At 38.3% G+C, this 22,278-nt stretch carries 21 protein-coding genes; 4 read left to right on the forward strand and 17 right to left on the reverse strand.

Features of this window, described 5'->3' with window-relative positions; translation table 11 throughout:
- The first annotated feature begins 39 nt into the window (after positions 1-39).
- The 3 genes from IGI46_RS24980 to IGI46_RS24990 all read left to right on the forward strand — a co-directional run bounded on the left by IGI46_RS24980 (position 40) and on the right by IGI46_RS24990 (position 1,014).
- Entirely contained in the window at positions 40-399 is a 360-nt protein-coding gene (locus IGI46_RS24980; protein WP_010760209.1) for a type II toxin-antitoxin system RelE/ParE family toxin, read from the forward strand.
- On the forward strand, positions 396-674 hold the full coding sequence (locus tag IGI46_RS24985) for a helix-turn-helix domain-containing protein (protein ID WP_010760210.1): 279 nt from the start codon (positions 396-398) through the stop codon (positions 672-674). Before IGI46_RS24980 ends, IGI46_RS24985 begins: the two co-directional genes overlap by 4 nt.
- An 88-nt stretch (positions 675-762) precedes the next feature.
- The gene (locus IGI46_RS24990; RefSeq protein ID WP_429974530.1) at positions 763-1,014 is read left to right on the forward strand and encodes a hypothetical protein; all 252 of its coding nucleotides are present in this window, start codon (positions 763-765) and stop codon (positions 1,012-1,014) included.
- Positions 1,015-1,053: 39 nt separating this feature from the next.
- Here IGI46_RS24990 and IGI46_RS24995 read toward each other — a convergent pair whose 3' ends face one another.
- Both IGI46_RS24995 and IGI46_RS25000 read right to left on the reverse strand, forming a co-directional pair.
- Positions 1,054-4,173 (reverse strand): Cna B-type domain-containing protein, encoded by a 3,120-nt coding sequence (locus IGI46_RS24995; protein ID WP_429974531.1) that lies wholly within the window; start codon positions 4,171-4,173, stop codon positions 1,054-1,056.
- Between the two features lie 127 nt (positions 4,174-4,300).
- Positions 4,301-4,882 (reverse strand): recombinase family protein, encoded by a 582-nt coding sequence (locus IGI46_RS25000; RefSeq protein ID WP_429966099.1) that lies wholly within the window; start codon positions 4,880-4,882, stop codon positions 4,301-4,303.
- A gap of 183 nt (positions 4,883-5,065) precedes the next feature.
- Between IGI46_RS25000 and IGI46_RS25005 the strand changes: the two genes are divergently transcribed.
- On the forward strand, positions 5,066-8,071 hold the full coding sequence (locus tag IGI46_RS25005; protein WP_429966098.1) for a Tn3 family transposase: 3,006 nt from the start codon (positions 5,066-5,068) through the stop codon (positions 8,069-8,071).
- 358 nt (positions 8,072-8,429) lie between these two features.
- Here IGI46_RS25005 and IGI46_RS25010 read toward each other — a convergent pair whose 3' ends face one another.
- From IGI46_RS25010 to IGI46_RS25080, 15 genes are all read right to left on the reverse strand, one after another.
- Positions 8,430-10,727 (reverse strand): relaxase/mobilization nuclease domain-containing protein, encoded by a 2,298-nt coding sequence (locus tag IGI46_RS25010; RefSeq protein WP_429974532.1) that lies wholly within the window; start codon positions 10,725-10,727, stop codon positions 8,430-8,432.
- Positions 10,727-11,173 (reverse strand): plasmid mobilization protein, encoded by a 447-nt coding sequence (locus tag IGI46_RS25015; protein ID WP_429974533.1) that lies wholly within the window; start codon positions 11,171-11,173, stop codon positions 10,727-10,729. Before IGI46_RS25015 ends, IGI46_RS25010 begins: the two co-directional genes overlap by 1 nt.
- A gap of 418 nt (positions 11,174-11,591) precedes the next feature.
- Positions 11,592-11,858 (reverse strand): hypothetical protein, encoded by a 267-nt coding sequence (locus IGI46_RS25020; RefSeq protein ID WP_010760214.1) that lies wholly within the window; start codon positions 11,856-11,858, stop codon positions 11,592-11,594.
- The gene (locus IGI46_RS25025; RefSeq protein ID WP_278253100.1) at positions 11,855-11,983 is read right to left on the reverse strand and encodes a hypothetical protein; all 129 of its coding nucleotides are present in this window, start codon (positions 11,981-11,983) and stop codon (positions 11,855-11,857) included. The genes IGI46_RS25020 and IGI46_RS25025 overlap by 4 nt, the downstream gene beginning before the upstream one ends.
- Before the next feature lie 86 nt (positions 11,984-12,069).
- Positions 12,070-13,131 (reverse strand): DUF6782 family putative metallopeptidase, encoded by a 1,062-nt coding sequence (locus tag IGI46_RS25030; protein ID WP_010760215.1) that lies wholly within the window; start codon positions 13,129-13,131, stop codon positions 12,070-12,072.
- A gap of 33 nt (positions 13,132-13,164) precedes the next feature.
- On the reverse strand, positions 13,165-13,953 hold the full coding sequence (locus IGI46_RS25035; protein ID WP_429974534.1) for an LPXTG cell wall anchor domain-containing protein: 789 nt from the start codon (positions 13,951-13,953) through the stop codon (positions 13,165-13,167).
- A gap of 28 nt (positions 13,954-13,981) precedes the next feature.
- Entirely contained in the window at positions 13,982-14,752 is a 771-nt protein-coding gene (locus IGI46_RS25040; RefSeq protein ID WP_429974535.1) for a hypothetical protein, read from the reverse strand.
- Positions 14,753-15,172: 420 nt separating this feature from the next.
- A complete protein-coding gene (locus tag IGI46_RS25045) occupies positions 15,173-15,427 on the reverse strand; it encodes a hypothetical protein (protein WP_429974536.1) in 255 nt (84 codons plus the stop codon).
- A gap of 8 nt (positions 15,428-15,435) precedes the next feature.
- On the reverse strand, positions 15,436-15,798 hold the full coding sequence (locus tag IGI46_RS25050; protein ID WP_010760220.1) for a thioredoxin domain-containing protein: 363 nt from the start codon (positions 15,796-15,798) through the stop codon (positions 15,436-15,438).
- 11 nt (positions 15,799-15,809) lie between these two features.
- Positions 15,810-16,466 (reverse strand): hypothetical protein, encoded by a 657-nt coding sequence (locus tag IGI46_RS25055; RefSeq protein ID WP_207702646.1) that lies wholly within the window; start codon positions 16,464-16,466, stop codon positions 15,810-15,812.
- Between the two features lie 15 nt (positions 16,467-16,481).
- Positions 16,482-18,392: a phage tail tip lysozyme gene (locus IGI46_RS25060; protein ID WP_429974537.1), complete on the reverse strand. Its 1,911-nt coding sequence runs from the start codon at positions 18,390-18,392 to the stop codon at positions 16,482-16,484.
- Between the two features lie 24 nt (positions 18,393-18,416).
- Positions 18,417-20,855: a VirB4-like conjugal transfer ATPase, CD1110 family gene (locus tag IGI46_RS25065; protein WP_429974538.1), complete on the reverse strand. Its 2,439-nt coding sequence runs from the start codon at positions 20,853-20,855 to the stop codon at positions 18,417-18,419.
- Complete coding sequence (locus IGI46_RS25070) at positions 20,803-21,174, reverse strand: PrgI family protein (protein ID WP_010760224.1); 372 nt, start codon at positions 21,172-21,174, stop codon at positions 20,803-20,805. Before IGI46_RS25070 ends, IGI46_RS25065 begins: the two co-directional genes overlap by 53 nt.
- A 14-nt stretch (positions 21,175-21,188) precedes the next feature.
- Positions 21,189-22,043 carry a hypothetical protein gene (locus IGI46_RS25075; RefSeq protein WP_429974539.1) on the reverse strand — a complete coding sequence of 285 codons (855 nt, stop codon included), beginning with the start codon at positions 22,041-22,043 and terminating at the stop codon, positions 21,189-21,191.
- 28 nt (positions 22,044-22,071) lie between these two features.
- On the reverse strand, positions 22,072-22,278 hold the full coding sequence (locus tag IGI46_RS25080) for a hypothetical protein (RefSeq protein WP_429974540.1): 207 nt from the start codon (positions 22,276-22,278) through the stop codon (positions 22,072-22,074).

The following is a 22,278-nucleotide window of genomic DNA, read 5'->3' on the forward strand; positions in this document are numbered from 1 at the left end:
TAGTTTGATTTTTGATAGCGCGTATGCTATCATAAGTATATGGAAAAACCAGAGTTTCGTTTTATAGAAAGACCGGACGGTACTAGTGAATTCGTTGAATTTCTTGAATCGCTACCAAGCAAAGATTCTAGTAAGCTGCTGGCGACAATTGAATCAACACAAGAGCTTGGATTGCTTGTTGCACAACGAATGGAGTGGGTTAAAAAATTAGATACCAACCTTTACGAGTTGCGTTCTAAGGTTGGAAATAACATTCAACGAGCTATTTATTTCCAAAAAGTAGGAAATAAGTACCTGATCACTCACGGATTTACTAAGAAGACGCAGAAGACACCTAGAAAAGAGATTGAACACGCTAAACGGATCAGAGAGCAATATGCGAAAGGGGAATTAAAATGACAAGCAGCATCAATGATTTAATTGCACGGAAAAAGGCAAGCAGCCCTCAGTTTGCGGCAGAGTTTGAAAAAGAAAAACAAAGACTTAATGTCGCTGTTGCTGTCGCTCAATTAAGAGACGAATTAGGCATGACACAACGTGAACTAGCTGAAAAGGTAGGAAAGCCGCAAAGTACGATAGCACGAATCGAGAATGGATCAATGAACGTCAGCTTTAACGTACTCTACGAGATTGCAACAAGTGTCGGCAAGGAAGTAACAATCGGATTTAAATAAGCAGCAGCTCCCCAGCATCCGATACCGCTGGGGAGCATTTTTGTTTATTGGGTCTAGTTTTTAGCTGCTGGTTTTCCACTTATTTCATTTGCGATTTTTATATCCAATAAGTGTCTTTAAGCCCCGTTCGGTTTTTACTGCAAGATCCGATCATCCTGGTCAGACGTTTGTTCGTGATTTACTGCCTAACGGCTTGTGCCAGGTCGCTATTTCGTTCGTGTTTATTGCTAAAGAAGCTGAAACCCATCAGCAACAACCTCGGTTACATAGACTCTTTGGGGTTCATCATGCAACCGTACAAAAAAGGACCATAGAAAAACGAACGAACAACATGATTTAAATGTTAATCATTCGTTTTTGATTTAACGTTTAGCTTCTTCTAACGTTCTACTTTTTTTCTAAAATAAAGATACCCACCGATACTACTAATCAACAGTGCACCTACTACAGTCCACCAAATGGCGTTTATTTCTCCTGTTTTCGGTAAATGTTTCCCAGGTGTGCTTGGTGTCTCAGATTTTGTCGGTGTTTTTGGTTTGTTAGGAGTTGTTGGCGTATGCGTATTGGTAATTAACAGATTTCCTGTGTTTTCACCTGTGATTGTTGCAGCATAGCCATTAACGACATCAACTTCTTTGATTGAATAGTGAATTCCTTTTCCATCTTTATCTGTTGCGTCTAATTCTTTCCAAGAATAGGTCCAATGTCCTTTTTCAGTTAATTCAACAGGCTGACCTTGTTTTTTTCCATTAGCATATAATTGAATCTTGATACTGTCTGGACGAAGTCCATCTTGATTATTAGCATCTTCCCAACGCTTGGTTACAGTCCCACTAATTTTTCCTGGATTATACGTATTGGTAATATTGTAGCCCTTAATCTTAGTTGTATAATCTTTTACAGTATTTTCAGTCACCGTATAAACGATCTCTTGTCCGTCTTTGAATTTTGGTAGATCCTTAAATTCATAGTTCCAGCCGTCGGCTTCTGTGACTTCTTTTGTCGCCACTTGTTCACCATCTGCAAGGAGGTTCACGGTAATTTTGTCCGGTCGTTTGCCATCTTGATTATTGGCATCGTTCCAAGTTTTTGTCCCTTTGACTTCTGTTGTTTCTGGTGTGTAAGTGTTGGTTAAGAGAATATTTCCTTTATCCGTATCGTTCACAGTCGTGGTATAACCAGGGACTTTTACTTCTTCAATGGTGTAGGCAATGTCTTTCCCATTGGCTTTTTGCGTCAAGTCATTCCACGTTGTAGTCCAGTTGTTGGCTGCGTTTAGTTCCACTACGTCGCCTTGTTTTTTGCCATCCGCTAACAATTGTACTTGGATACTGTTTGGCCGTTTGCCATCTTGGTTATTGGCATCTTCCCATTTCTTCGTCACAGAGACGCTTGTTTTACCGGGTGTATAGCGGTTGGTAAGATTAAATCCTTTAACTTCAGTATTGTAATCCGCCACTTGATTTTCAGTCACCGTATAGACAATTTCGTTGCCGTCTTTGAATTTTGGTAGATCCTTAAATTTATAGTTCCAGCCGTCGGCTTCTGTGACTTCTTTTGTCGCCACTTGTTCACCATCTGCAAGGAGGTTCACGGTAATTTTGTCCGGTCGTTTGCCATCTTGATTGTTGGCATCGTTCCAAGTTTTTGTCCCTTTGACTTCTGTTGTTTCTGGTGTGTAAGTGTTGGTTAAGAGAATATTTCCTTTATCCGTATCGTTCACAGTCGTGGTATAACCAGGGACTTTTACTTCTTCAATGGTGTAGGCAATGTCTTTCCCATTGGCTTTTTGCGGCAAGTCATTCCACGTTGTAGTCCAGTTGTTGGCTGCGTTTAGTTCCACTACGTCGCCTTGTTTTTTGCCATCCGCTAACAATTGTACTTGGATACTGTTTGGCCGTTTGCCATCTTGGTTATTGGCATCTTCCCATTTCTTCGTCACAGAGACGCTTGTTTTACCGGGTGTATAGCGGTTGGTAAGATTAAATCCTTTAACTTCAGTATTGTAATCCGCCACTTGATTTTCAGTCACCGTATAGACAATTTCGTTGCCGTCTTTGAATTTTGGTAGATCCTTAAATTCATAGTTCCAGCCGTCGGCTTCTGTGACTTCTTTTGTCGCCACTTGTTCACCATCTGCAAGGAGGTTCACGGTAATTTTGTCCGGTCGTTTGCCATCTTGATTGTTGGCATCGTTCCAGGTTTTTGTCCCCGATATCTTAATAAATTGATCTCCGTTATTATTAGGGGGGACAGTGACCGAAGCTTCACTATCATCTTTTTGTGTCTCTCCGTTTTCTCCTACTATTTGAATATCAACCTTATTCGAAAGGATTTCTCCAGATTCGATTTGTTTATCTGGCTTTGTTGCAAAAAAGATATAAAAGGATTTTGTTATATCATCAAGTCCAATGGGATTAGAGGAAGTTGACATAATGTCAATAATTCCATTTTCTGTGTTATCCATTAAATATTTTGACAAATTGTAATTGTAATCATCATGTAATGTATTTCTTTCTAATGCTCCGTCAATTTCAACTTTAGGATTCGATACATTATATGCCAGAATTGATTCTGGGATTATTTTTTGTCCCTTATTTGAAATATCTTTAAATATAAAAGGGGCAGTATCTGTTCCTCTTAAATTAAAATTATTGTAATTAAGAAATAATCCCCATAAAGCATTTCCGTTTTTATCTATTCCGTAGGCTACTTTCTTGATAATTTCGTTTTTTGGTACAGTATCTGCAAATCTATGAACTTCGACGCTCTTACTATCATTACTAACTTGATTTTGATATTGAATAGATATTGGTATTTCCTTTATTTCTTTAGAGGATGAAATATTTTCCTTGTATCTAATGTTAATGTTTACCACTATAGATTCTGTTCCAGTATCTGTATTTGCTTTTATGCTAAAAGTTCCATCTTTTTTGCTATCAGGTGTTATTGTATAATCCCCAACAATAAAAGGTTCTGTAGAATAATCCCATTCTGAATTAGCTACGGTTAATTGTATTGTCTCTCCTGTTTTCATAGGTGGTAATGTTAAATTCATAGTTACTTTCAACCAATCTGAAGTGGCTGTCATGTAATTTTGTCCGGGGGGATAACTGATAGATGATGTTACACTTAAGCTATTTTCAAGTATCTTTAACGTAGACTTTTTTATACTTCCAGTTTGATTTGGCGCACGGGTTTGTTGATCCGTTGATTGAGTAGTTTCTGATGCTTGTTTTCGATCTGTTTGCGTGCTCTCTAAAGTAGAGGAATCATTTGTCGTGGTCTCTGTGGTTTCTTTAACCGGACTTTCTACTTGCGAAGCATTACTTACCTCCGTTTCTTTTGTGATCGATTCTTCAAGTTTTGTACTGTCAGCTTGTGTTTGCTGCGTACTATTAGTAGTGCTTGTTGTTTCCGCTAAAACGGTTAGCGGTGTCGTAATGAATGAACTTATCATTACCAACAAACTCAAATATGTGGATAGTTTCTTTTTCATATGATTCCTCCTCGTTCTTTCTAATTTTAGTCACTCAACCAATCTAAATATATCAAGAATAAGTTATTTAAACTATCGAAATCCGACTTTAATTGCACAAAATATTTATAAAAGCAAGCAAATACCATCACTTGCTTGCTTTGTTCTTTATCTTAGAAAGTTTTCTTCGGTTAAGTTCTTTATACAAAGTCCCTAAAGAAAGTTGGTTGGTTTCTGCAATTTCTTTTACTGAATACTCACCACTTTGATACATGCGGATAGCGACATCTAGTTTTTCTTGTGTGACTTTTGGTCGGCCCATTTTAACACCCCGTTTTTTGCTAGCCGCAATACCTTCACGTACACGATCTGCTAATAAATTTCGCTCTAATTCTGAAATCACACTCATCATTTGAAGCATAGCCTTTCCTGTAGGCGTAGCGGTATTCATGTTTTCTTTTAATGAAATAAATTGCACTTCTTTCATTGTTAATTCCTGAACTAACAGTAATATGTCCAATGTATTCCGCCCCAATCTAGAAATACTTTCAACCACTAAAGAATCTCCTGGTCGTAAAATATTGAAAAGTGTATCAATCCCTGGCCTATCTCTTCGGGTTCCTGTATATTTTTCTTGAATTATTTTTTCAGCGCCATAGGCGGTTAATTGATCGATTTGCCGATTTAAATTTTGTTCTTCTTTTGATACGCGTGCGTAGCCAATCATCATCGGTAGTCGTCCTCCTTTATTTTTTTATTATCTAAAAAATGACTTCTTTTTGCAAGGGTATAGTATAATCTTTTTTTTAACGAGTTTTTAGAACTTAGAAACCTTGCTGTTATACGGAAGCCCAAAAATAAATTACTATTCTAAAAATCTCTAGTTTTTTAGAATAATTAAGGAAGTGAACGATTGCCTAGAGCAGTTTTAAAAGAAGAACAAAGAAATTTTTATCGACAATATGCAGGAGAGCTATCCATAGTGCAATTAGATCAATACTTTTATTTTTCAGAAATCGATCTGGAACAAATCAATGAAGCTAGGACGGATAGCAATAAACTGGGTTTTGCTTTACAGTTAGGAACTGTCCGCTTTTTAGGAGGATTTTTTGATTCAATAGAAGATATTCCGATTACGGTTGTTCACTATGTTGCCAGCCAACTAAAACTTAACCCCAATATCGTTAATGACTATACAAGTGCTACAACGATAAAAAATCATAAGCAAAAAATTCAGAACACGTTTAACTACCGTAAACTTACTGGTGAAACACGGAAAAAAATGCTAGCTTGGCTTTTTGAACGTGCAGTGGTCACTAGTGAGCGAGAGAGTGTTTTAATTGACCAATTTCTTCATTTGTTACTCACAGAACATATCTTGCTACCAAAAATTACGTCTTTTGAACGATTAGTAGCGTCAACACTTGATCAAGCAAAAGAAGAGATTTATATGCGGTTGGTAGCCGCTGTTCCGAAGGAAAAAATCAAGCAACTAGAAGATTTATTAGTCCTTGTTACTGCAAATAAATTTGGTTCTTCCATTACCAAGATGGATCACCTCAAGCAATCTCTTACAGAAGGTAAAAGAGAGCTTGAACGAGGTTTTCAACGTTTAAAACAACTAAATGCATTTCAAACAGAAACTTGGGATCTATCAGGCATTCCACACACTAGGTTAAAGAAAATGGCAGAATACACAGCAGTTTCAACTTCTCAATCCGTTCAGCGCTTTACAGGAAATCAAAAGATTGCCCATTTAGTAGCTTTTGTTGCTATCTATAGAGTAAAAGCATTGGATGAATTGCTTCAAGCATTGATTGTTTACTATTCTGAAAAGTTTACACACGCGAAGAACAAAGAGCTTTCTGAAAGGAAACAATCCTTGAAAAAATACGATTCTGCTACCTTATCTTTAACTGAAGCTTTTTCAGAAATGAAAGAAATTGTGAAAAATGAAGCATTAACGGATCAGCAAGCGAGAGACCGCTTAAAAGAGCTATTAACTGAAGAAAGTTTAGAAGATCAATTAGATTTTATAGAACAAACTGCTAAAAGTACTTATGAACCCGTGGCTGTAAAGGAATTGATTGATAAATATCCTATATTTACCTGCTTTTTAACAGACATGATTGAACTTTTACCCTTACAATTTGCTGAAACGAAGCAAGGTAATCAACTAAAATCACTATGGAATTTACTTTGTAACCGTCATCCAAAGAAGTTTACTTTCGAAGATTATTCAGCGGTTAAGCAATTTGTTCCAAAGAAGTGGCAACATTTTATTGAAAATAATCCTGACGAGTGCAATCGAGCGCTATGCATTGTTATTATTGACTTACTAGTTCCTTCTTTGAAAAACCATAATGCCTATATCTCTTATAGTAGAGCGTTTAAAGATCCTATGGCAGAACTTATCTCAGATGACACATGGAAATCCAGAAGAGATCCTCTACTAAAGCAGTTAAATTTATCTGAAAATCCCAAAAAAGCCATTCAGAAACTTTCGAGCGAACTTCATTTATCTTACGATCACACGCTTCAAGAGTGGTCTAAAAATACGATGGCTAGAATTGAGAAAGATCACTTGGTTGTTTCTACTATTCGAAAGAAGAGAGAAACAAAAGAATTTAAACGATTCTTAAAACGAGTAAAAGAGTTGATGCCTGCGATTGATTTGGCGGATTTATTAATGGAAATTAATCAGAGACTAGATCTTACCCAATATTTTTATCATATTAGTCAAAACGAAACCCGAATGACTGACTTAGATATTAGTATGATGGCTGTGTTGCTTGCAGAAGCAACGAATATTGGCATTGGTTCAGTTTCTAAAAAGAATGTAGCAAGCTTAAAACAAGGGCGACTTTCTTATGTCCGCCTAAACTATGAACGATTAGAAACGTTAATTGCTGCCAATAATTGTATTACCACTTCGTATAATCAATTAGATATGGCTGCCTATTGGGGTGATGGAACAGTAGCTTCAGCAGACGGTATCCGCTACGTTACGCCTAGAAAATCAATCTATAGTAAAGCAAATAATAAGTATTACGGTAAAGGACATAAGGGCATTACTTATTATAATTTTGTTTCTGATCACTACATTGGCTTTCAGGGAATGGCTATTCCAGGGACGGAAAGAGATTCTTTATACATTTTAGAAGGATTGCTGGAGCAATCAAGCGAACTGTCCATACAACAAATCTCTACAGATACAGCTGGGTACAGCGATCTCGTATTTGGTCTTTTTGGATTATTAGGGTATCAATTTAGTCCTCGAATCGCAGATTCAGGAAATTCAAAGATCTGGCGGACAAATAAACAAGCTGATTATAAAGAATTAAATCCATTTTCTAAAAATACAATTCGAGTAGATCTAATCGAAAAACATTGGGCAGACATTTTAAAAGTGATTGGTTCATTAAAAGAAGGCCTTGTTTCTGCAACAGAGCTTATTCGGGCGCTACGTAGAGAAAATCATTCAACAAGTTTAGGGCAAGCACTTGAAGAGGTTGGGAAGATTTACAAGACAAAACACCTTCTTCGCTACTATTGTGATGAAAACTATGCTAGAGCGATTCTTAATCAATTAAATAAAGGGGAATCTCGACATAATCTATGTAGAAAAATATATTTTGGGAAGAATGGGAAACTGTATCAAGCGTATTACGAAGGCATGGAAGAACAACTTTCTGCTTTAGGATTAGTTACCAACGCCGTTATTTACTGGAATGCATTATATCTAGAAAAAGTTTTGACACAAATAACTGCAGAAGGGATACCTTATACAAATCAGGATATTGAATCTTTATCTCCATTATTATTTGAACATATTAACTTTGTAGGCCAGTACAGTTTTCAATATGATAAGGATCTTGAGAATGGGAAGCTACGTGCATTAAATCGTACGGAGAGTTGAGAATGTTCGTCTTTAGAAATTCTATGGTCTTTTTTTGTACAGTTGATAATAGGAATTATTCCTATTTTTTTAGAAGAAAAACACAAGAATGTTGGTATAATAGCATTCTTGTGTTTTATTTGAATCATCCTATGGTCCTTTTTTGTACGATTGCATGATGAACCCCGTTAGGTAAATATTTCATATCCGGCTCTTTGGTTAGCCTACCGACAAGAACTACATTATTAATCATGATTTCCTCCTAACTATATAAAACTATTTCAATTTAAATGGTCGTGATAACAGGATCACAGCCGCTGGTTAAGACCAGCTCTCGTCTGCTGCCAACGCAGCATACTCACACGCTAAGGCGTATCTATTATCTCTCTCGATCATTCCTTTTTTCTTGTACTTCTCTTTCGTCATTTTCCTGTTTTGCTTCGTTTTCTAACTCGTCTAAGCGGTCACCTAACGATTCAATTTCTGAATATTCGTAAGCTGCTGCTTCTAGCTGATCTCCGGTTACTTCTTCAAGAACGAGTCTCGCATCTTCTAACTTTTCAAGCTGCTGCTCATAGTATTTAAAGCTGTCGATCAAACGCTTCTTTTGCTGCTCTTGATTTTTAGCAAGCGCAATAATTTTCTCTTTCGGCATATCAGTTCTCAAATTGTTCGTAGCAGTCAATTTCTTTTCTGCTAAATTAAATTGCCGTAGCTCTGACTCATACTGTTTTTCTAACTTTGTCTTTTGCAAAAATCCGGCACCGTCAATCTCTTTAACGATTGGTAGGTACTTCTCGTAAGTTACCAGCAGTTTGGCGACATTATTGTAATTGGTGATCTTCTTTTCTATCTCGTCGATCTTCGTTTGAGCAGCTGACTTTTCTCTATGAACTGCTGCAAGCTTTTGAGCTAAATCAGACGGCTTCTCGATCTTTTCTTCTCTGAAAGTATTTAGTGTTTCTACTAACGCCGACGTGTGCATTTTTTGCATTCTATGTCGCAGCATATTCATTTTTGGTTGAATAAGAACATCCAAATATTTACTTTCTTTTTGAAGCTCGCTGATCACGTCTTGTCCTTTAAAACGTACCGCTGCATTATTCCTTATTTGCTCTTGTGTCGCATTTTCCGGCAAAGTCGGCTTGCCATAATAATTCCAATTTTCGCCAATCCGTACCGTGCAATTTTTGCTTATCTGATCATATTCCACATACTCTTTAGGAATGAAAAGACGTTCGATCCCTTTGTCCGGCATGGATAGCGAAAGCCCACGTTCACTAATGCTTTTTATATACTTGCTATGCACATAAATAGGCATCGGTTCGATCCCTTTAGCAAGCTCAAGACCTCGAATAACACCCTCACCTTTAAGTGTGTAGTTTTCCGCAACCTCACCGCTTTGATCCCTGACCGTATAATCGAATTTATCACCAATCCAAATTGTATAGTCACCAGTGACTTTATCCACATCGACAAAATTACTATTAATAAAAATGTAGCCATCGGCATCCGCCGATTTCAAATTAATCAATAGCCCCTCTTTTGTGACTTTCTCAATTTGTTCATCAAGCAGCACGATAGGCGTTTCCTGATTTTCGATCTTACTTTTTTCTTGCTGCCGGTAACGTTCGCTAATCGGCTCTAGGCTGTTCTCTTGTGAAAAATCGTAATCCGTTCTAAAGTTGCCGTTCAGATTTTCGATGTGATAACTATCGGGTAGTATGCGCTCTTTCAAACTCGAACGTTCAACATCATCAAATTGAAAGACAATACCAAATCTTTTATGCTCTTTAAACGTTATCCCGTGATCTTGCCGCAAGTTAAACTGAAAATCTTCTAAATTATCGCTAGTGGAAAAAGATTCCTCGATTGCTTTTTCTAATTGCGTGACAAGGATTTTATTTGTCTCAACTCGTTCCTGAATTCCTCCAAGAGTGTACGTTTCTAAATCATCTAGTTTATTTCCTCGTGTCTTACGCTGCTGACCTTCTCCGGCTAAAAAATAGGTAATGTGTTTGCCGGAATCGTCCACGTCGATTTTTAACTCAGCAGCTTTAGTTTTAAACTCCTCAATAGAGACCGATTCATCAAGAATCATATTCAACCGTTTTCGGATTTCTGCTCTAAACGTCGAATTCTTTTTATATTTTGAGTAGTTTTTATACGAGTTACGCAGCTGCTGCTTGCGTGGAGCAATAGACAAATCATTTTCAGCACAAAGCCGATTGCTGATCTCTAAAATTTGATTAGCTGTCCGGTAAGGCTGACTTCTAAATTTTTTCAAGTCGTAAAAGGATACGCTGTTAAAAATAATGTGATTGTGAATGTGATCCTTGTCTACATGAGTTGAAATCACGTATTCGAATTTTCCGCCCAGCAGCTCATCGACGAGCTGCTTGCCGATCTCATGAGCCAGCTCCGGCGAAACATCGTCCTCTGGTGAAAAGCTTTGAATAAGGTGGTGAGCTAATACTTCGCTGCCGCCGGTCTTTCGATAATCGCCTTTGACTTCTCTTGCATACTGCCGAGTGATCTCCATTTCTACCTCAGCGAGTTGTGCTTCACAATTGTAACTACTGACTAGTAATCCCTCGTCAGTTTTTTCAGGATTTTGAATATAGTCTATAGCCTTTTTCAACGTACTTTTTATTTGATGAATCGTTGTGACTGCCATCAGACGTACCTCTGAAAATCTCTTGCACGTTTCAATTTATACAGTAGTGCTTCACTGACTAATTTTACGAGTTGATCATAGTCATTTTTTAAATTATCGAAATCGTCCTTTTCAATACTATTTGTCATGTTTGCTTTATGTGCCAGCTGGTTTATATTGTTCCCTATTCGACCTAATTCACTCGTCAACGCTCGTAAATCGGAAAAATCAGTTGTAACCGTCATACCAGTAAGACACATTCTACAAGCGTAATGTGTAAAATTCCTCGTGTTGGATAGGTTCATTTTGTATTGAATCAGGAAGTTTTCTCGTTCTGTAACTCTGAATTTTTTTTGGATATTCCGAACTGAATCATCATACGTATTCGCAATTTCTAGAATTTCATCGGGGGTTTTTTGCATGATTAGCTGGTTGAATTCCGGAATATTATTCGCTTGATTGTCCAATGTATCACCTTCTCACGGATTAAACTTTTTCAAAAAAGAAGCCTTTATAATGTGCTGTCAATGATAAATGTCTGACTGAACGCAGTGAAGGAATTTAAGGAATTGACGGCTAAAAACAAGCCCCCACGCTCACAGCTTGCTGAACGAATCCCAATTCGTTTGGCACGCCCACACACGGCGAGTGTGAAAGTTCTTTTTTGTTACTTTTTTCTACGAAAGAAAAAAGTAAGGTGTTTGCTCTTTCCTATTTTCAATAGTGAGCAAATTTGTATTGGACTTCCTGCCGTTTTTTGGCAGGAAGTCTTATAGCAAGATTTGCAAGATGGTACCATCTTACATAAAAAAAAAGAAGAGAGCGGTTTGGCGTCTCTTCTTTTTTATACTTGGGGCTTCGCCCCAAACCCCGTGATTTTTCTTTTTACCTCAGCATATCTGCTGACGAAAGATCAATCTTTTGGAATTCGTCTTCTGTTACTTCTGCTAATTTTTCAGCTGTCGATTTGTACTGATCAAGCGTATAGGCTCGCTGTTCATCATCTTCAATATACTGTTTGCCTTGTTCGCTTTGCAGCAGCGAAACCATGTTTTCGACTTCTTGCGCCACGCTTGCTTTTGTTTTTTCCTTTGCTAGTGATAGGTGGCTGCTAATAATTTCAACCTCGTGCTGTGTAAAACTCACTTTCATAATTGCCTTTCCTCCCTGTAATATTCTAGCAGCTTCTTTTCTTCGTAAGCAGCTGCTTCCTGAACGAATAGTTTTTTTCTATACTCATTTTCTTGCTGCTGTTGAATGACCATTATCTGGCACATAAATCCACCTAATAGTAGTGCCGGATTTAAAAATATTATTTTGGGTTTCTCGGAAATAGCAGCTAATTGTTCTTCTTCAAAATCGCCTATTTTGCTGCTTCTTTGTTCTTTTCTTTTTTCTCTGAATGGGAAATATGATTCTGAAGAACTTGGTCTTTTTTTCTTACTTGGTTTATCGAATCGGCTTTCTCTTGAAAGTAATTTAGCCGTTCACTTAAAGGCATTTTGCTAATATCCGGTACTTTAACATCTTTCAAATCCTGCTCTTTTTCCTGCGTCACTTCTAATTCTTTTTCTTTGAGGATTGATTCCAAATTGGTGTCAATTCTTTGAATTAGACTATCGGCTTGTTTTTGAATTTTTTCAAAACTAGCCTTCAATTCTTCAAGCTCTTTTGAGCTTGACCAAGCTGCTAGATAAGGGAAACTATAATCTTTCGTGTCGATTCCATAATGTTCGCAAACGACAAAAGCTGTACTCTCTGCTTCTACTTCTTTGGACTCTTTAGTCGTCCTTTCTACATCATTATTTTTGAATTCGTCAGCATGTAAATCAGCATGAGTGATCTCATGTATCAATGTCTTGATTGTCTGTGATTGACTCATACCTTTGTTGATTACAATTTGATTATCTAATGGACGACAGTAGCCTTTAGCGCCAGACTTTATATCATCAAAGGATACGTCAAAGTCGGTACTTTCCTTAATCGCATGATACAAATTCTTGTAGTCAGACACATCTTGCTGCAACTCATTGACCAACTTGGGTAGTGGATCACCGGTTGTTTGACTTACGTCAAATACTGAAACGGGAAAGAAGCTAATACCTTTAACTTCTTTTTCTACTTTCACACCATTTTCGATTTCTTCGACTTTTCGTTTATACTCTCTGCCGCCTATGATCTTGATAGATTTTTCGCCTTTATTAACTTGACGATTAAACTTTTTCTTCCAGGATTGATAGCCTGCAACATGACTAGCATCAGGCTTTTGCATAAAGATTAGTATCGTATTATTTACACTATACCGGTGAAATTGAGACATCGTTTTTAGAAAATCTTTGTACTTATCTGACTCTAAAAACTGTTTAATTCCCTCTTCTGCTTGCTGCAATAACTCTTTACTTTTATTCGATTTTTCAGCGTTCATGAACTTCTCCTTTCTGGATAATTCCTAAGTCACTCATAACTCAGAAACTTCCTTTCTCTGTTTCAAAATGAACGCAAATAAACTGACAATCATCATTCCCAACGTTGTTAATGCACCGCTAGTTTTCTCACCAGTTTTAGGTAAAACTTTCTCATTTCCTTCTTTGTCTTTGATCACGAGTGATCCATCTTTTTGAACCCTAGCTCCGATTGTCTCAGGCGTTACTGTTTTAGTTGATCCGTCGGCTTGCAGCACAATAGGATTCCCGTCTACGGTTGCAATTACTGTTTGATTTCCGCTTGTTAATACAGGTGCTTGGGGTGTCGGATTGGTATTTACAGGCGACGGTGTTGGATTGTTAGCTGTTTGATTTCCCTTGCCTCCATTTTGATCACCTGGTGTCGGTTTTGGATCAGGGTTTGGTGTTGGTGTCGGATCAGGTTTAGGCATCGGATCAGGATCGGGCGTTGGACTCGGATCAGGATCGGGATCAGGGTTTGGCGTTGGACCTGGATCAGGATCGGGATCAGGGTCTGGTGTTGGACCTGGATCAGGATCGGGATCAGGGTCCGGTGTTGGATTTGGATCAGGATCGGGATCAGGGTCCGGCGTAGGATTCGGATCAGGATTTGGATCAGGGTCTGGTGTTGGGTTTGGATCAGGATCGGGCGTTGGTGGAACAGAAGGATCAGTCGGATCAGTAATTTCAAATGGCACTATAGCTATCGGTTGATCCTGTTGTACTTCTGCTGCAAAACTTGTTACTCCCGACGTTCCTAGTATTAAAGTGCTAAACAAGGTTACGACTAAGATTTTTTTCATTGTATTCATCTTCCTTTTCTGAATAGATTTATGGATATTCGCTTTCTTTTGGTTCCGTAATAATCAAATATTTATACTTTGCGTCTTTGTCCTTTTTTACCGTATACGTGATCCGGACGTTTCTTTTTTGCTGATCATCTTGAACAAGCAGCACATAAGAAACCTGGTATTTGTCTCCCTTCTTTACTAACTTTTCTGCAAGAACTGATTGCACTTGCCCGTTTGTCACCTCAGACTTTTTGAACGTTTGGTTGTCTAAAAAGTTTCGGATATTTTCTTTGTTTCCCGAATAGTAGTTAGGTAAAAAAAAGCGGCTTAGTAAATCAATACCTTGCCGATCATTCTGATAATTCTCAACTTCTTCAATAGTCAATTCACTTTTACTGCTAGTAGTTTGAATGTTTGGTTTACTTGTGTCGTTAAACAAGAAAAGCAAAATCATTGCAGCAGCTGCAAACGTGTTTATCACGGTTAGCACGTTAAATAATTTCCCACGATTGGACAAAAAAGAAGCAGCGGAATTTTTTTTAAAATTCGTCTGCTTCTTCTGTGGTTGATTGGTTGTTTCTGCTGCATCAATTAAACGAGCAATTTCTTCCTCAATTTTATTGTTGATTGGCAAAGATAAAACTTGCCGCAATTGGATCTGTCTCTTTTTGTTATAGAGGGTGATCTGTACCGTACCTTGATTTCCGGAATCGAGTAATTTCTTGTTTTCCTGCTCAATTAAAGCAAGGGCTTCGTATAATTCTATTGCTTCTTGGGGAAAGGAAATCCCTTCTTGCATCGTGAATGTCATGTACGACTTTTTTCTGTTGAACAATAGATTTTCACCTCCCTTATTAGTACCAGAATTTTTTGGGTAATCTGATTATCTCACCACTCAATTTGACTAAGACTATGCTTACACTGCCAGCTAAGATAACTGTAAAAATAACTGCCAGCATTATTACTAAAGAAATACCTATAGTTGAAAATATCGCATGCATATCATCAGTTGTATGAGGTGATAATAATTCATGAATTGAAAAACCAATCACACATATGACGCCGAGCGAGAACACTCCTAAAAAGCATGATCCTATTTTTTTGATAATTACTCCTGCAAGTGTAAAAATTAAGCCAACTAGCCAACACACAATCCCTATTAGTAAACAAGGGATTGCAATTAATACGGATATAGTACGTCTCAGACAGATCAATGAGCCAACTCCTCACTTTATTGTTGACTTGATTGTACCTGAGTATTAGCGTTTTTCAAGGCTGAATATGATTGTGTCCTTAAAAGATTTCTTAGTTCATCGGGAGACATTTTGAAGTCTTCAAGTATTGTCATCACTTGACTTGTCTCAAGAACTTCTAACTCTCCCTTTAGTTTTTTCAATTTTTGGTTATCAGCATCAATACGCTTTTGCAGCTGTTCAATTTCTGTTTTCTTTTTACTAATTCGTTCTTCAACTGTTTTTTTTGCCATACTTTCACCTACTCACTACTTAAAATTTTTTTCACTTGTTCCTGGTCGATTCCAACATACTGATTGTCACCTTTGGCAAACGTAGGGACAGACTTTAATTCGAATTTGCTAATATACTTTCGATTTGTAGGATTATTCATATTCACAAGAATAACGTTCTTGTTACTTATCCGATTAAAATAGACAATAGGAAAAACCTTCTTACAATCTGAACAATCATCACGGTAAAAGAAAATTGTCTTGTTGCTGTCAGCTGTAAGCTCAATAGAAATCGAACGATGGAACGTATAGCTCATATGAACAACTAAGCTGCTTGCTGCCGTTATAAGACTGCATACGACAATCAGGATATATTTACTTGATTTCTTCATCAAACACGCTCCTAGTTCAGCATATCGCCTGTGAAACCACTACCTAAACTTTGAATGTGGGTCAATTTCTTTTCTGCTGAATCATAAGTAATCTCGTAAAGCTCCATTCCTTTGAAAAACTCACCACTTGCGTATTCACTGACATATCTACTTTCATAACGTGCAACAACGATCCCTTGGATCTGATTGTCTTTCATTTCATCATGGTAAACACTTGCTTTAGTCAATTTCGATTCATTATTCGCAGCGTCTCCGAACGTGCCCTTGTTACCAAAATAAGTCTTCATTAGATCATCAGACAAATAGTTTTTTACCTTGTCCTTGCGCTGCTCATATGTTTCAGGAGTATAGTTGTAAAGCTCTTGATACGTAGTGTTCACAATCTTCTCGAACTCTTCGTAGCCTGGTTCTTCCGACTCAATAGGATCAGCAGGCTGCAACGTTTCGTTTTCTTCCCCCTTTCTTTCCGCATTCTGTGTTACAAGCTTCGTGTATTTCCCTCGAACCTCTTTGTTTACTTGGTTTAACTCTTGATTAGATTCTGACAACTTACTGATCAGTTGCTTTTGTGAGTCAATTGTTTTTTGGAATTTGAATAATCCAAAAGCCATAGTTGCAGCAAATAGAACTGCACCAAAAATAGTAATGATTTTTCGCTTGTCTAACATTTTACTACCACCTTTTTAATCTACTGGTGCCCCCTTTTTGATTGGACGTGCCAGCGTTACATCTCCACCATTCAATAGATAGCCAAATGACGTATTCACTTGTCCGTAGCTTACGCTGTCCTTGCCGCCACCTTCTTCAATAATCTTTGTTTCCAAGCCATGCCATTTTTCTACCAGAATAGCCGTATGACCATCGTCTGATAAGCCAGCCCCCAGGTTCACGATCACTATATCCCCTGCTTCTGCTTCACTCTCGCTAATTTGTTTCAAGTATTGCTTGCTGCCTTTCGCATCACTTGCCATCGATCCCGTGTACCACTGCATACCTGGCGGAACATTGTAACCAGCCTTATTTAGCACGAGCCATACAAAGCCAGAGCAATCCGTGCCACCGCTTTTATTAGGATTGTTTAAATCGCCTAAATCTGGCGAAGGGTGAGCTTGTACATAGTAGAACCAACCTAGCCAACCTTTCGCTACATCTAAAATTTCGCCGCCGTCGCCACCTTCACCGCAGAGAAGCGATCCTAGCTCGCCATCAGCTGCCGTTGACATAGCAGAGGACGACATAGGATCAGTATCTTTTAGTTTTGCATACCATTCGTTCGCAAATGCTAAGCGGTTCCCCATTGCCGGGACACCGGCTCTCTCGAAAAGAGTTTGCCAGGCTGCTGTCGCTTCTTCTACGTTCGTCATTTTTAAAGCTGCTACTGACGCTTTTTCAGATCCATTTAGTTCATACAGTAAGAAGTCTAACTGTAGACCTAAATCTGACCACTCTTTCCCTTTTTCCTTCGCAAAATTCTTTAGATTCGTTGTACGATCCCTCGTCCATTGAGCAATTCCGTGTCCGGATAAGGGTTTGCTACGATCTTCAATTGCTGCTGGGTCCATCTGTGATTCCTGATGAAAGTTTCCGATCATTCCGACAACACCTTGCGGTGTAGCACCAGGAACATTAGTCATTACAAAGTCGTAAATAGCTTTTGCGTTTTCTTCCTGACTTTTTGAGGTGATATTAGTACTAGTGGCTTGCGTCTCACAATCACCTGTACCGAAACTTAAAAATGATGCTCCGGCAACAACAGTAGCAGCTAAGGCTAAGATCATCATAATTGCCGCAGCTGGTGCAGCTGCTTTAGCAACGATTAGCTTCACAGTTTGCTTAGAAGCGAGCGCCCTTGCATACGCTACTGTTCTTGTAGCTGACTGTTTGACAGTCCGTGACGTCTTCTTTAAACGAGTGATTCCCCACCTTGTTTTACGATACGCAGCAGCGCCTTTTTTAGCCCCTCGTCGTAGCTGCTTCGCTTCTCTAACACCGTTGCTATCTGACACACCCGCAGCGTCCATCATTTCATCTGTGAGAACGTCAAACGCAACGGTTGCTGTTCGATCAAGTATGCTTCTTCTACCGCTTAAACTGCTCTTTTTCCCTGCTGACCTGCTGTCGTGATCCGTTGTTTCCTTGTCTAAGTTACTTGAAGAATCATTGTCGCTTTCGGTACGCTCTCCTACGCTCTCCCTTGTTTTGTCTTTCCCTTCCTTATCTTTTTTATCCCTCTGCTGCTTCAAGCGCTCGTTTCTTTTTAACGCATCAATAGAGTTATATGTTTTCTCTCCTTTTGCCGAATCCTGATCTTGTTTCGTTCCAAGCCTTTTATCTTTTGCCCTTTTTTCGTCTTGTAACCTTCTTTGCTTACTTTTTAACGTTGTTCGGTCTTTTTCCTCACCTGTGATCAGATTGCGATTCTTGCCTTTTTTAATCCGTTTATCAGTTGAACCTTTGATCTGTTTGTTTGAATGATCTTTACTGACAATTCTTCCTTTATGTCGATCCGTTGCCTGGCTTAACAAGTAGGAGCTTTTACTCTTTTTATCCGGCGCACGTATAATTTTATCGGCATGATTTTTCACCATCTTCATCACCCCAAAATAAAAAGGAGGGAGCTAACCAGCTTCTTCCTCTTTTTGATATTTGTAGACATCATCAATTTTTGTGGACATCATTTTGTACAGCTTTGTATCTCTAGGAAAATCATCGTAGAAAGGAATTATCGCATTACCAGCGCAAAGTAAGCCTTCGCCTTCAGCTGCATTTGTAAGATATCTCTCTTGTCGAGCGGACAAATGTAACAAATCTGCTAGCCTTCTACGATCTGTTTTTGATTGATTCAACATCATGATAAAGTCACTGTTAGAAAGCATACGTTCCACATTGGCAGATAGAAGCATGGTAGCGACATTTTGTGTAATTCCCGTTGGAACAATTCCCCATTTACGGGCACGACTCCATAGTTCGAAGAAGTAGGCTTCTGCATATTCATTCGTTACGAGCAGTTGAATCTCATCAATGTATAGATAGGTTCTTTTTCCTAAACTTCTATTTCTCGTCGCCCTATTCCAAACCTGGTCTAGCACAGTCAACATACCCATCGTTTTAAGCTGCTTGCCTAAGTCCTTGATATCGAATACAACAAAACGATTATTGATGTCCACGTTTGTCTCATGAGAAAATACCGAAAGCGATCCGTCCGTGTATAATTCCAGTTGCAAAGCAAGCTGCTTCGCTTCTGGTTCCGGCTGCTCTTTTAACAAACCACTGAATACTTTAAAAGTAGGCATCTCCCCTCCTCGCTCAAAGTATTCTTGATACATCAAGGAACAAACCCGATCAATTAACGATTTTTGTGTACCATTCAAGCCAAGTTTTCCACCAACTAGTAGATCACACAAGGTCAGAGCAAAATCGGTTTTCAACGACACCGGATCATCATCATCGGCATAGTTTTGATTAATATCAAACAAATTGATGTGATTTGGTGATCCTGCTGCAATACGGATAATTTCACCATTGAGTTCGTTTGCCAATATTGAGTATTCTCGCTCAGGATCAATAACAATAACTTCTGCATCCGGTTCGTTCAGCAAAATATTGACTATTTCTTTTTTTGACGCAAAGGATTTGCCACTTCCGGATTTTCCAAATATGAATCCGTTCGGGGCAGACAACATTCTACGATCCAGACTTATGATATTTTTAGTTACAGCATTGAGTCCGTAGTACTTTCCATGTTCTTGTGTCAATTCTTGAGCAGTGAAAGGAATAAAAACCGCTGTACTCGCTGTAGTTAGTGTTCGCTGAATTGGTACGAAATTTTCTCCCCAAGGCAAAATAGAATTTAAACCTTCTTCTTGCATGTAGTCCAGTTTGCCAAATTCACAGTTGTTTTTTCGTCCCGTTTGCATCACTTGCTCAATAAGATCATCAAGTACTTGCTCGTTTTCGTTAGCCAACATAACCAAGAACGTGAAATTGAACAATTTTTCGTTATCTTCCTGCATCTGATCCAACAAATCCTCCGCTTCGTGTAAGCTGCGTTTAAGCTCCGGTGGAATCATTTCAGGATCATAACCCGATTTTAGTGCCTTCTTTTGTTCATCTACTTTTTGCGATTCCATATAGGTTAATTTTCTCTTGACTAATTCAAGAGCATCTAAATGATTGATTGGCTCAATGTGTACCGCAATTTCAAGACTAGAAGGGATATCAGTAATATCCGCTATCAGCTTATCAGACAATTCTGGTGGATAATTTCGCAAATAAAGAACTTGCGCATATTGATCCCCCATCATAAACCTATGCTTTTTATATTTCATATTAAAGCTGTTTGGGGCAATCGCTGAATGGGTTGTCAATTTGCTAAATAATAAATCTTCATAATCAAAATGTAATTTGGTATCTGGTCTCAGAATTTGGTTGGCTAATTCAAGACGATCAAGTCCAGTTAATTCTTTTGTTTCGCATCCCATACCTTCAAATTGACTGATCAATTCATCCTGCAACCGATTCAATGAAGCTTTAACTTGATCAAATTGATTTCCTGATTGAGTAACTGTAAAATATTTTTTCTTCTCTAAGCTGCTATTTCCAGCTGCAAGTTTATTTAGAAGAATCGTATTCATTTCTTCTCTATATTCATCATTTCCATCATTTTGAAGTTCGTACTTCATTTCTTGCTCAAATTCTTTGCGGTCTTTATTCTTATTGATGATATTAAGCTGTAGCTTAGTCTCACCATCGCAACTATTTAATAATTCACAATAAGAACTAAAGGTATTTTCCTGTTCTTCTTGTCCAGCTGTTGCATAATTTATATCTGTGAAATTAAACGTCTTGGAGTACACGCCTTCTCTAATTTCGCATAGTCCGTCTTCTAACATACGTCGATAGGCAAGTGTATGTTGACTCGTTTTGGGTGGGGCATTTCTTCGCTGCCGTATCCCTCGTTTTTTCTTTTGCTTACTAAGAACCTTTAGAACCTTCTTAGTATTTTTATCTTTTTTCAGTTTCTTTGATCCGTTCGAATCGTTTTTTGGTGTGAACATTCATACTTACCCTCTCATTCGTTTGAAAGCGTCGAATCGCTTCTTTTTTGTAATAGCGCAAAACGATTTTTGCATACTGTTCCAAATACATTCCTTTTACTTTTATGAAACCAAAAGCCATCGGCGGCATAGCAGTCAGAATAACCACATTACCTAGCGTATTAACTTCAATGCCTTTTTTGAAGTGACCAAAATATACCAAAACACCAGTTACGGAAAGAGAAACGGCGGTAGCTGCTAGTTGCCGCCACCCCATACCAGCGATAATACGCTCACGGTATTCTTTGATTTCTTTTGGTACTTTCACTTTTATTGCCATCTACTCTCCACCTCCTACATCGCATTGGTAATTGACTTCGCCCAGCGTCCGGTTGCCATTACTGCAAACACTAAAATGACACTATTTGCCAGTATGCCAATCAATGAGTTTAAAAATACCTCAGTGCCTGAACCGCCATTTGCAATATCTTTAAACACCGTAGCCAACAGGAACGGATACATTTGCATCGTTATGAATATGAGGGTTCCCTGCAAAGCACTCGCAGAAAACAGCTTTAAAAAGTTTTTCCCAATGTTCGAGAATTCATCACTCGGAAATGTTGCTATCGGAATAGGCGATACAGATAGATACGCATACATTTCAACAAACCTCATGCTGACAATTGCCTGCACAATGATGACCGATCCAATCGTGACTAGTAGCGCCATCACAAGCAAGATAAAAATTCCCATTTTTGTGGTTGTTCCTTCCTTTGCTAACGGCTTTAAAATTTCCTTCACATCAAGCGCCTTTTCAACCTGTGAACTGTCGAAATTAAGTGCTTCAATTTCTTTCGTCATATAGGTTGTGACTCCAACAATAGCCCCCATAATTACATTAATTTTGTCCATTGCAATCTTACAAAAAGCTACTTTTATCATAGATTTCATCACCATTTCAAAACCTAAATGCGGCGATCCACCAGAAGAACTCTCAACTTTCAATGCTATCCGTTGCAGTTCATACACGATAAAAAGCGCTAAAATATTGTAACCGATTGGCTTCATGACACTATCCAGGATTAAGTTTGCGTACTTATATAGAGCTGGACTAAAACCGCTTAAAGAAGCTGTTAAATGGCTATTATTGGTGCTGAAACTAATCACTTTTATAATCCAAGTGAGTAAAAATTCTAGTGCTGCATCCATTTATTTCCCTCCTGATTGGTTTTTGTATCTACAAACCAGAGATTGAAGAAAACAGTGCTGCTGCTCCCAAAATTAAGCCCCCGCCTGCAATCTGCCAAATACCTGACTGCATCTGAGGTCCGTTATGATCTTTCATACCTCCGCCAGCTACAACCGCTCCCCACAAAAGCCACAAACCGCCCCCAATCTTCGCAAACTGTGTAATTAATGCTAAAATCTGATTAAATAAACTCAT

Origin of the sequence: Enterococcus sp. AZ163 (assembly GCF_050498925.1) — a bacterium.
GTDB classification, from domain to species: Bacteria; Bacillota; Bacilli; order Lactobacillales; family Enterococcaceae; genus Enterococcus_A; species Enterococcus_A ferrettii.

Coding starts and splice junctions, on each gene's coding strand:
- IGI46_RS24980 (WP_010760209.1), top strand. CDS start 40: ATGGAAAAACCAGAGTTTCGTTTTATAGAAAGACCGGACGGTACTAGT.
- IGI46_RS24985 (WP_010760210.1), top strand. CDS start 396: ATGACAAGCAGCATCAATGATTTAATTGCACGGAAAAAGGCAAGCAGC.
- IGI46_RS24995 (WP_429974531.1), bottom strand. CDS start 4,173: ATGAAAAAGAAACTATCCACATATTTGAGTTTGTTGGTAATGATAAGT.
- IGI46_RS25000 (WP_429966099.1), bottom strand. CDS start 4,882: ATGATGATTGGCTACGCACGCGTATCAAAAGAAGAACAAAATTTAAAT.
- IGI46_RS25010 (WP_429974532.1), bottom strand. CDS start 10,727: ATGGCAGTCACAACGATTCATCAAATAAAAAGTACGTTGAAAAAGGCT.
- IGI46_RS25020 (WP_010760214.1), bottom strand. CDS start 11,858: ATGAAAGTGAGTTTTACACAGCACGAGGTTGAAATTATTAGCAGCCAC.
- IGI46_RS25025 (WP_278253100.1), bottom strand. CDS start 11,983: ATGTGCCAGATAATGGTCATTCAACAGCAGCAAGAAAATGAGTATAGA.
- IGI46_RS25030 (WP_010760215.1), bottom strand. CDS start 13,131: ATGAACGCTGAAAAATCGAATAAAAGTAAAGAGTTATTGCAGCAAGCA.
- IGI46_RS25035 (WP_429974534.1), bottom strand. CDS start 13,953: ATGAAAAAAATCTTAGTCGTAACCTTGTTTAGCACTTTAATACTAGGA.
- IGI46_RS25040 (WP_429974535.1), bottom strand. CDS start 14,752: ATGACATTCACGATGCAAGAAGGGATTTCCTTTCCCCAAGAAGCAATA.
- IGI46_RS25045 (WP_429974536.1), bottom strand. CDS start 15,427: ATGGCAAAAAAAACAGTTGAAGAACGAATTAGTAAAAAGAAAACAGAA.
- IGI46_RS25050 (WP_010760220.1), bottom strand. CDS start 15,798: ATGAAGAAATCAAGTAAATATATCCTGATTGTCGTATGCAGTCTTATA.
- IGI46_RS25055 (WP_207702646.1), bottom strand. CDS start 16,466: ATGTTAGACAAGCGAAAAATCATTACTATTTTTGGTGCAGTTCTATTT.
- IGI46_RS25060 (WP_429974537.1), bottom strand. CDS start 18,392: ATGAAGATGGTGAAAAATCATGCCGATAAAATTATACGTGCGCCGGAT.
- IGI46_RS25065 (WP_429974538.1), bottom strand. CDS start 20,855: ATGTTCACACCAAAAAACGATTCGAACGGATCAAAGAAACTGAAAAAA.
- IGI46_RS25070 (WP_010760224.1), bottom strand. CDS start 21,174: ATGGCAATAAAAGTGAAAGTACCAAAAGAAATCAAAGAATACCGTGAG.
- IGI46_RS25075 (WP_429974539.1), bottom strand. CDS start 22,043: ATGGATGCAGCACTAGAATTTTTACTCACTTGGATTATAAAAGTGATT.
- IGI46_RS25080 (WP_429974540.1), bottom strand. CDS start 22,278: ATGAGTTTATTTAATCAGATTTTAGCATTAATTACACAGTTTGCGAAG.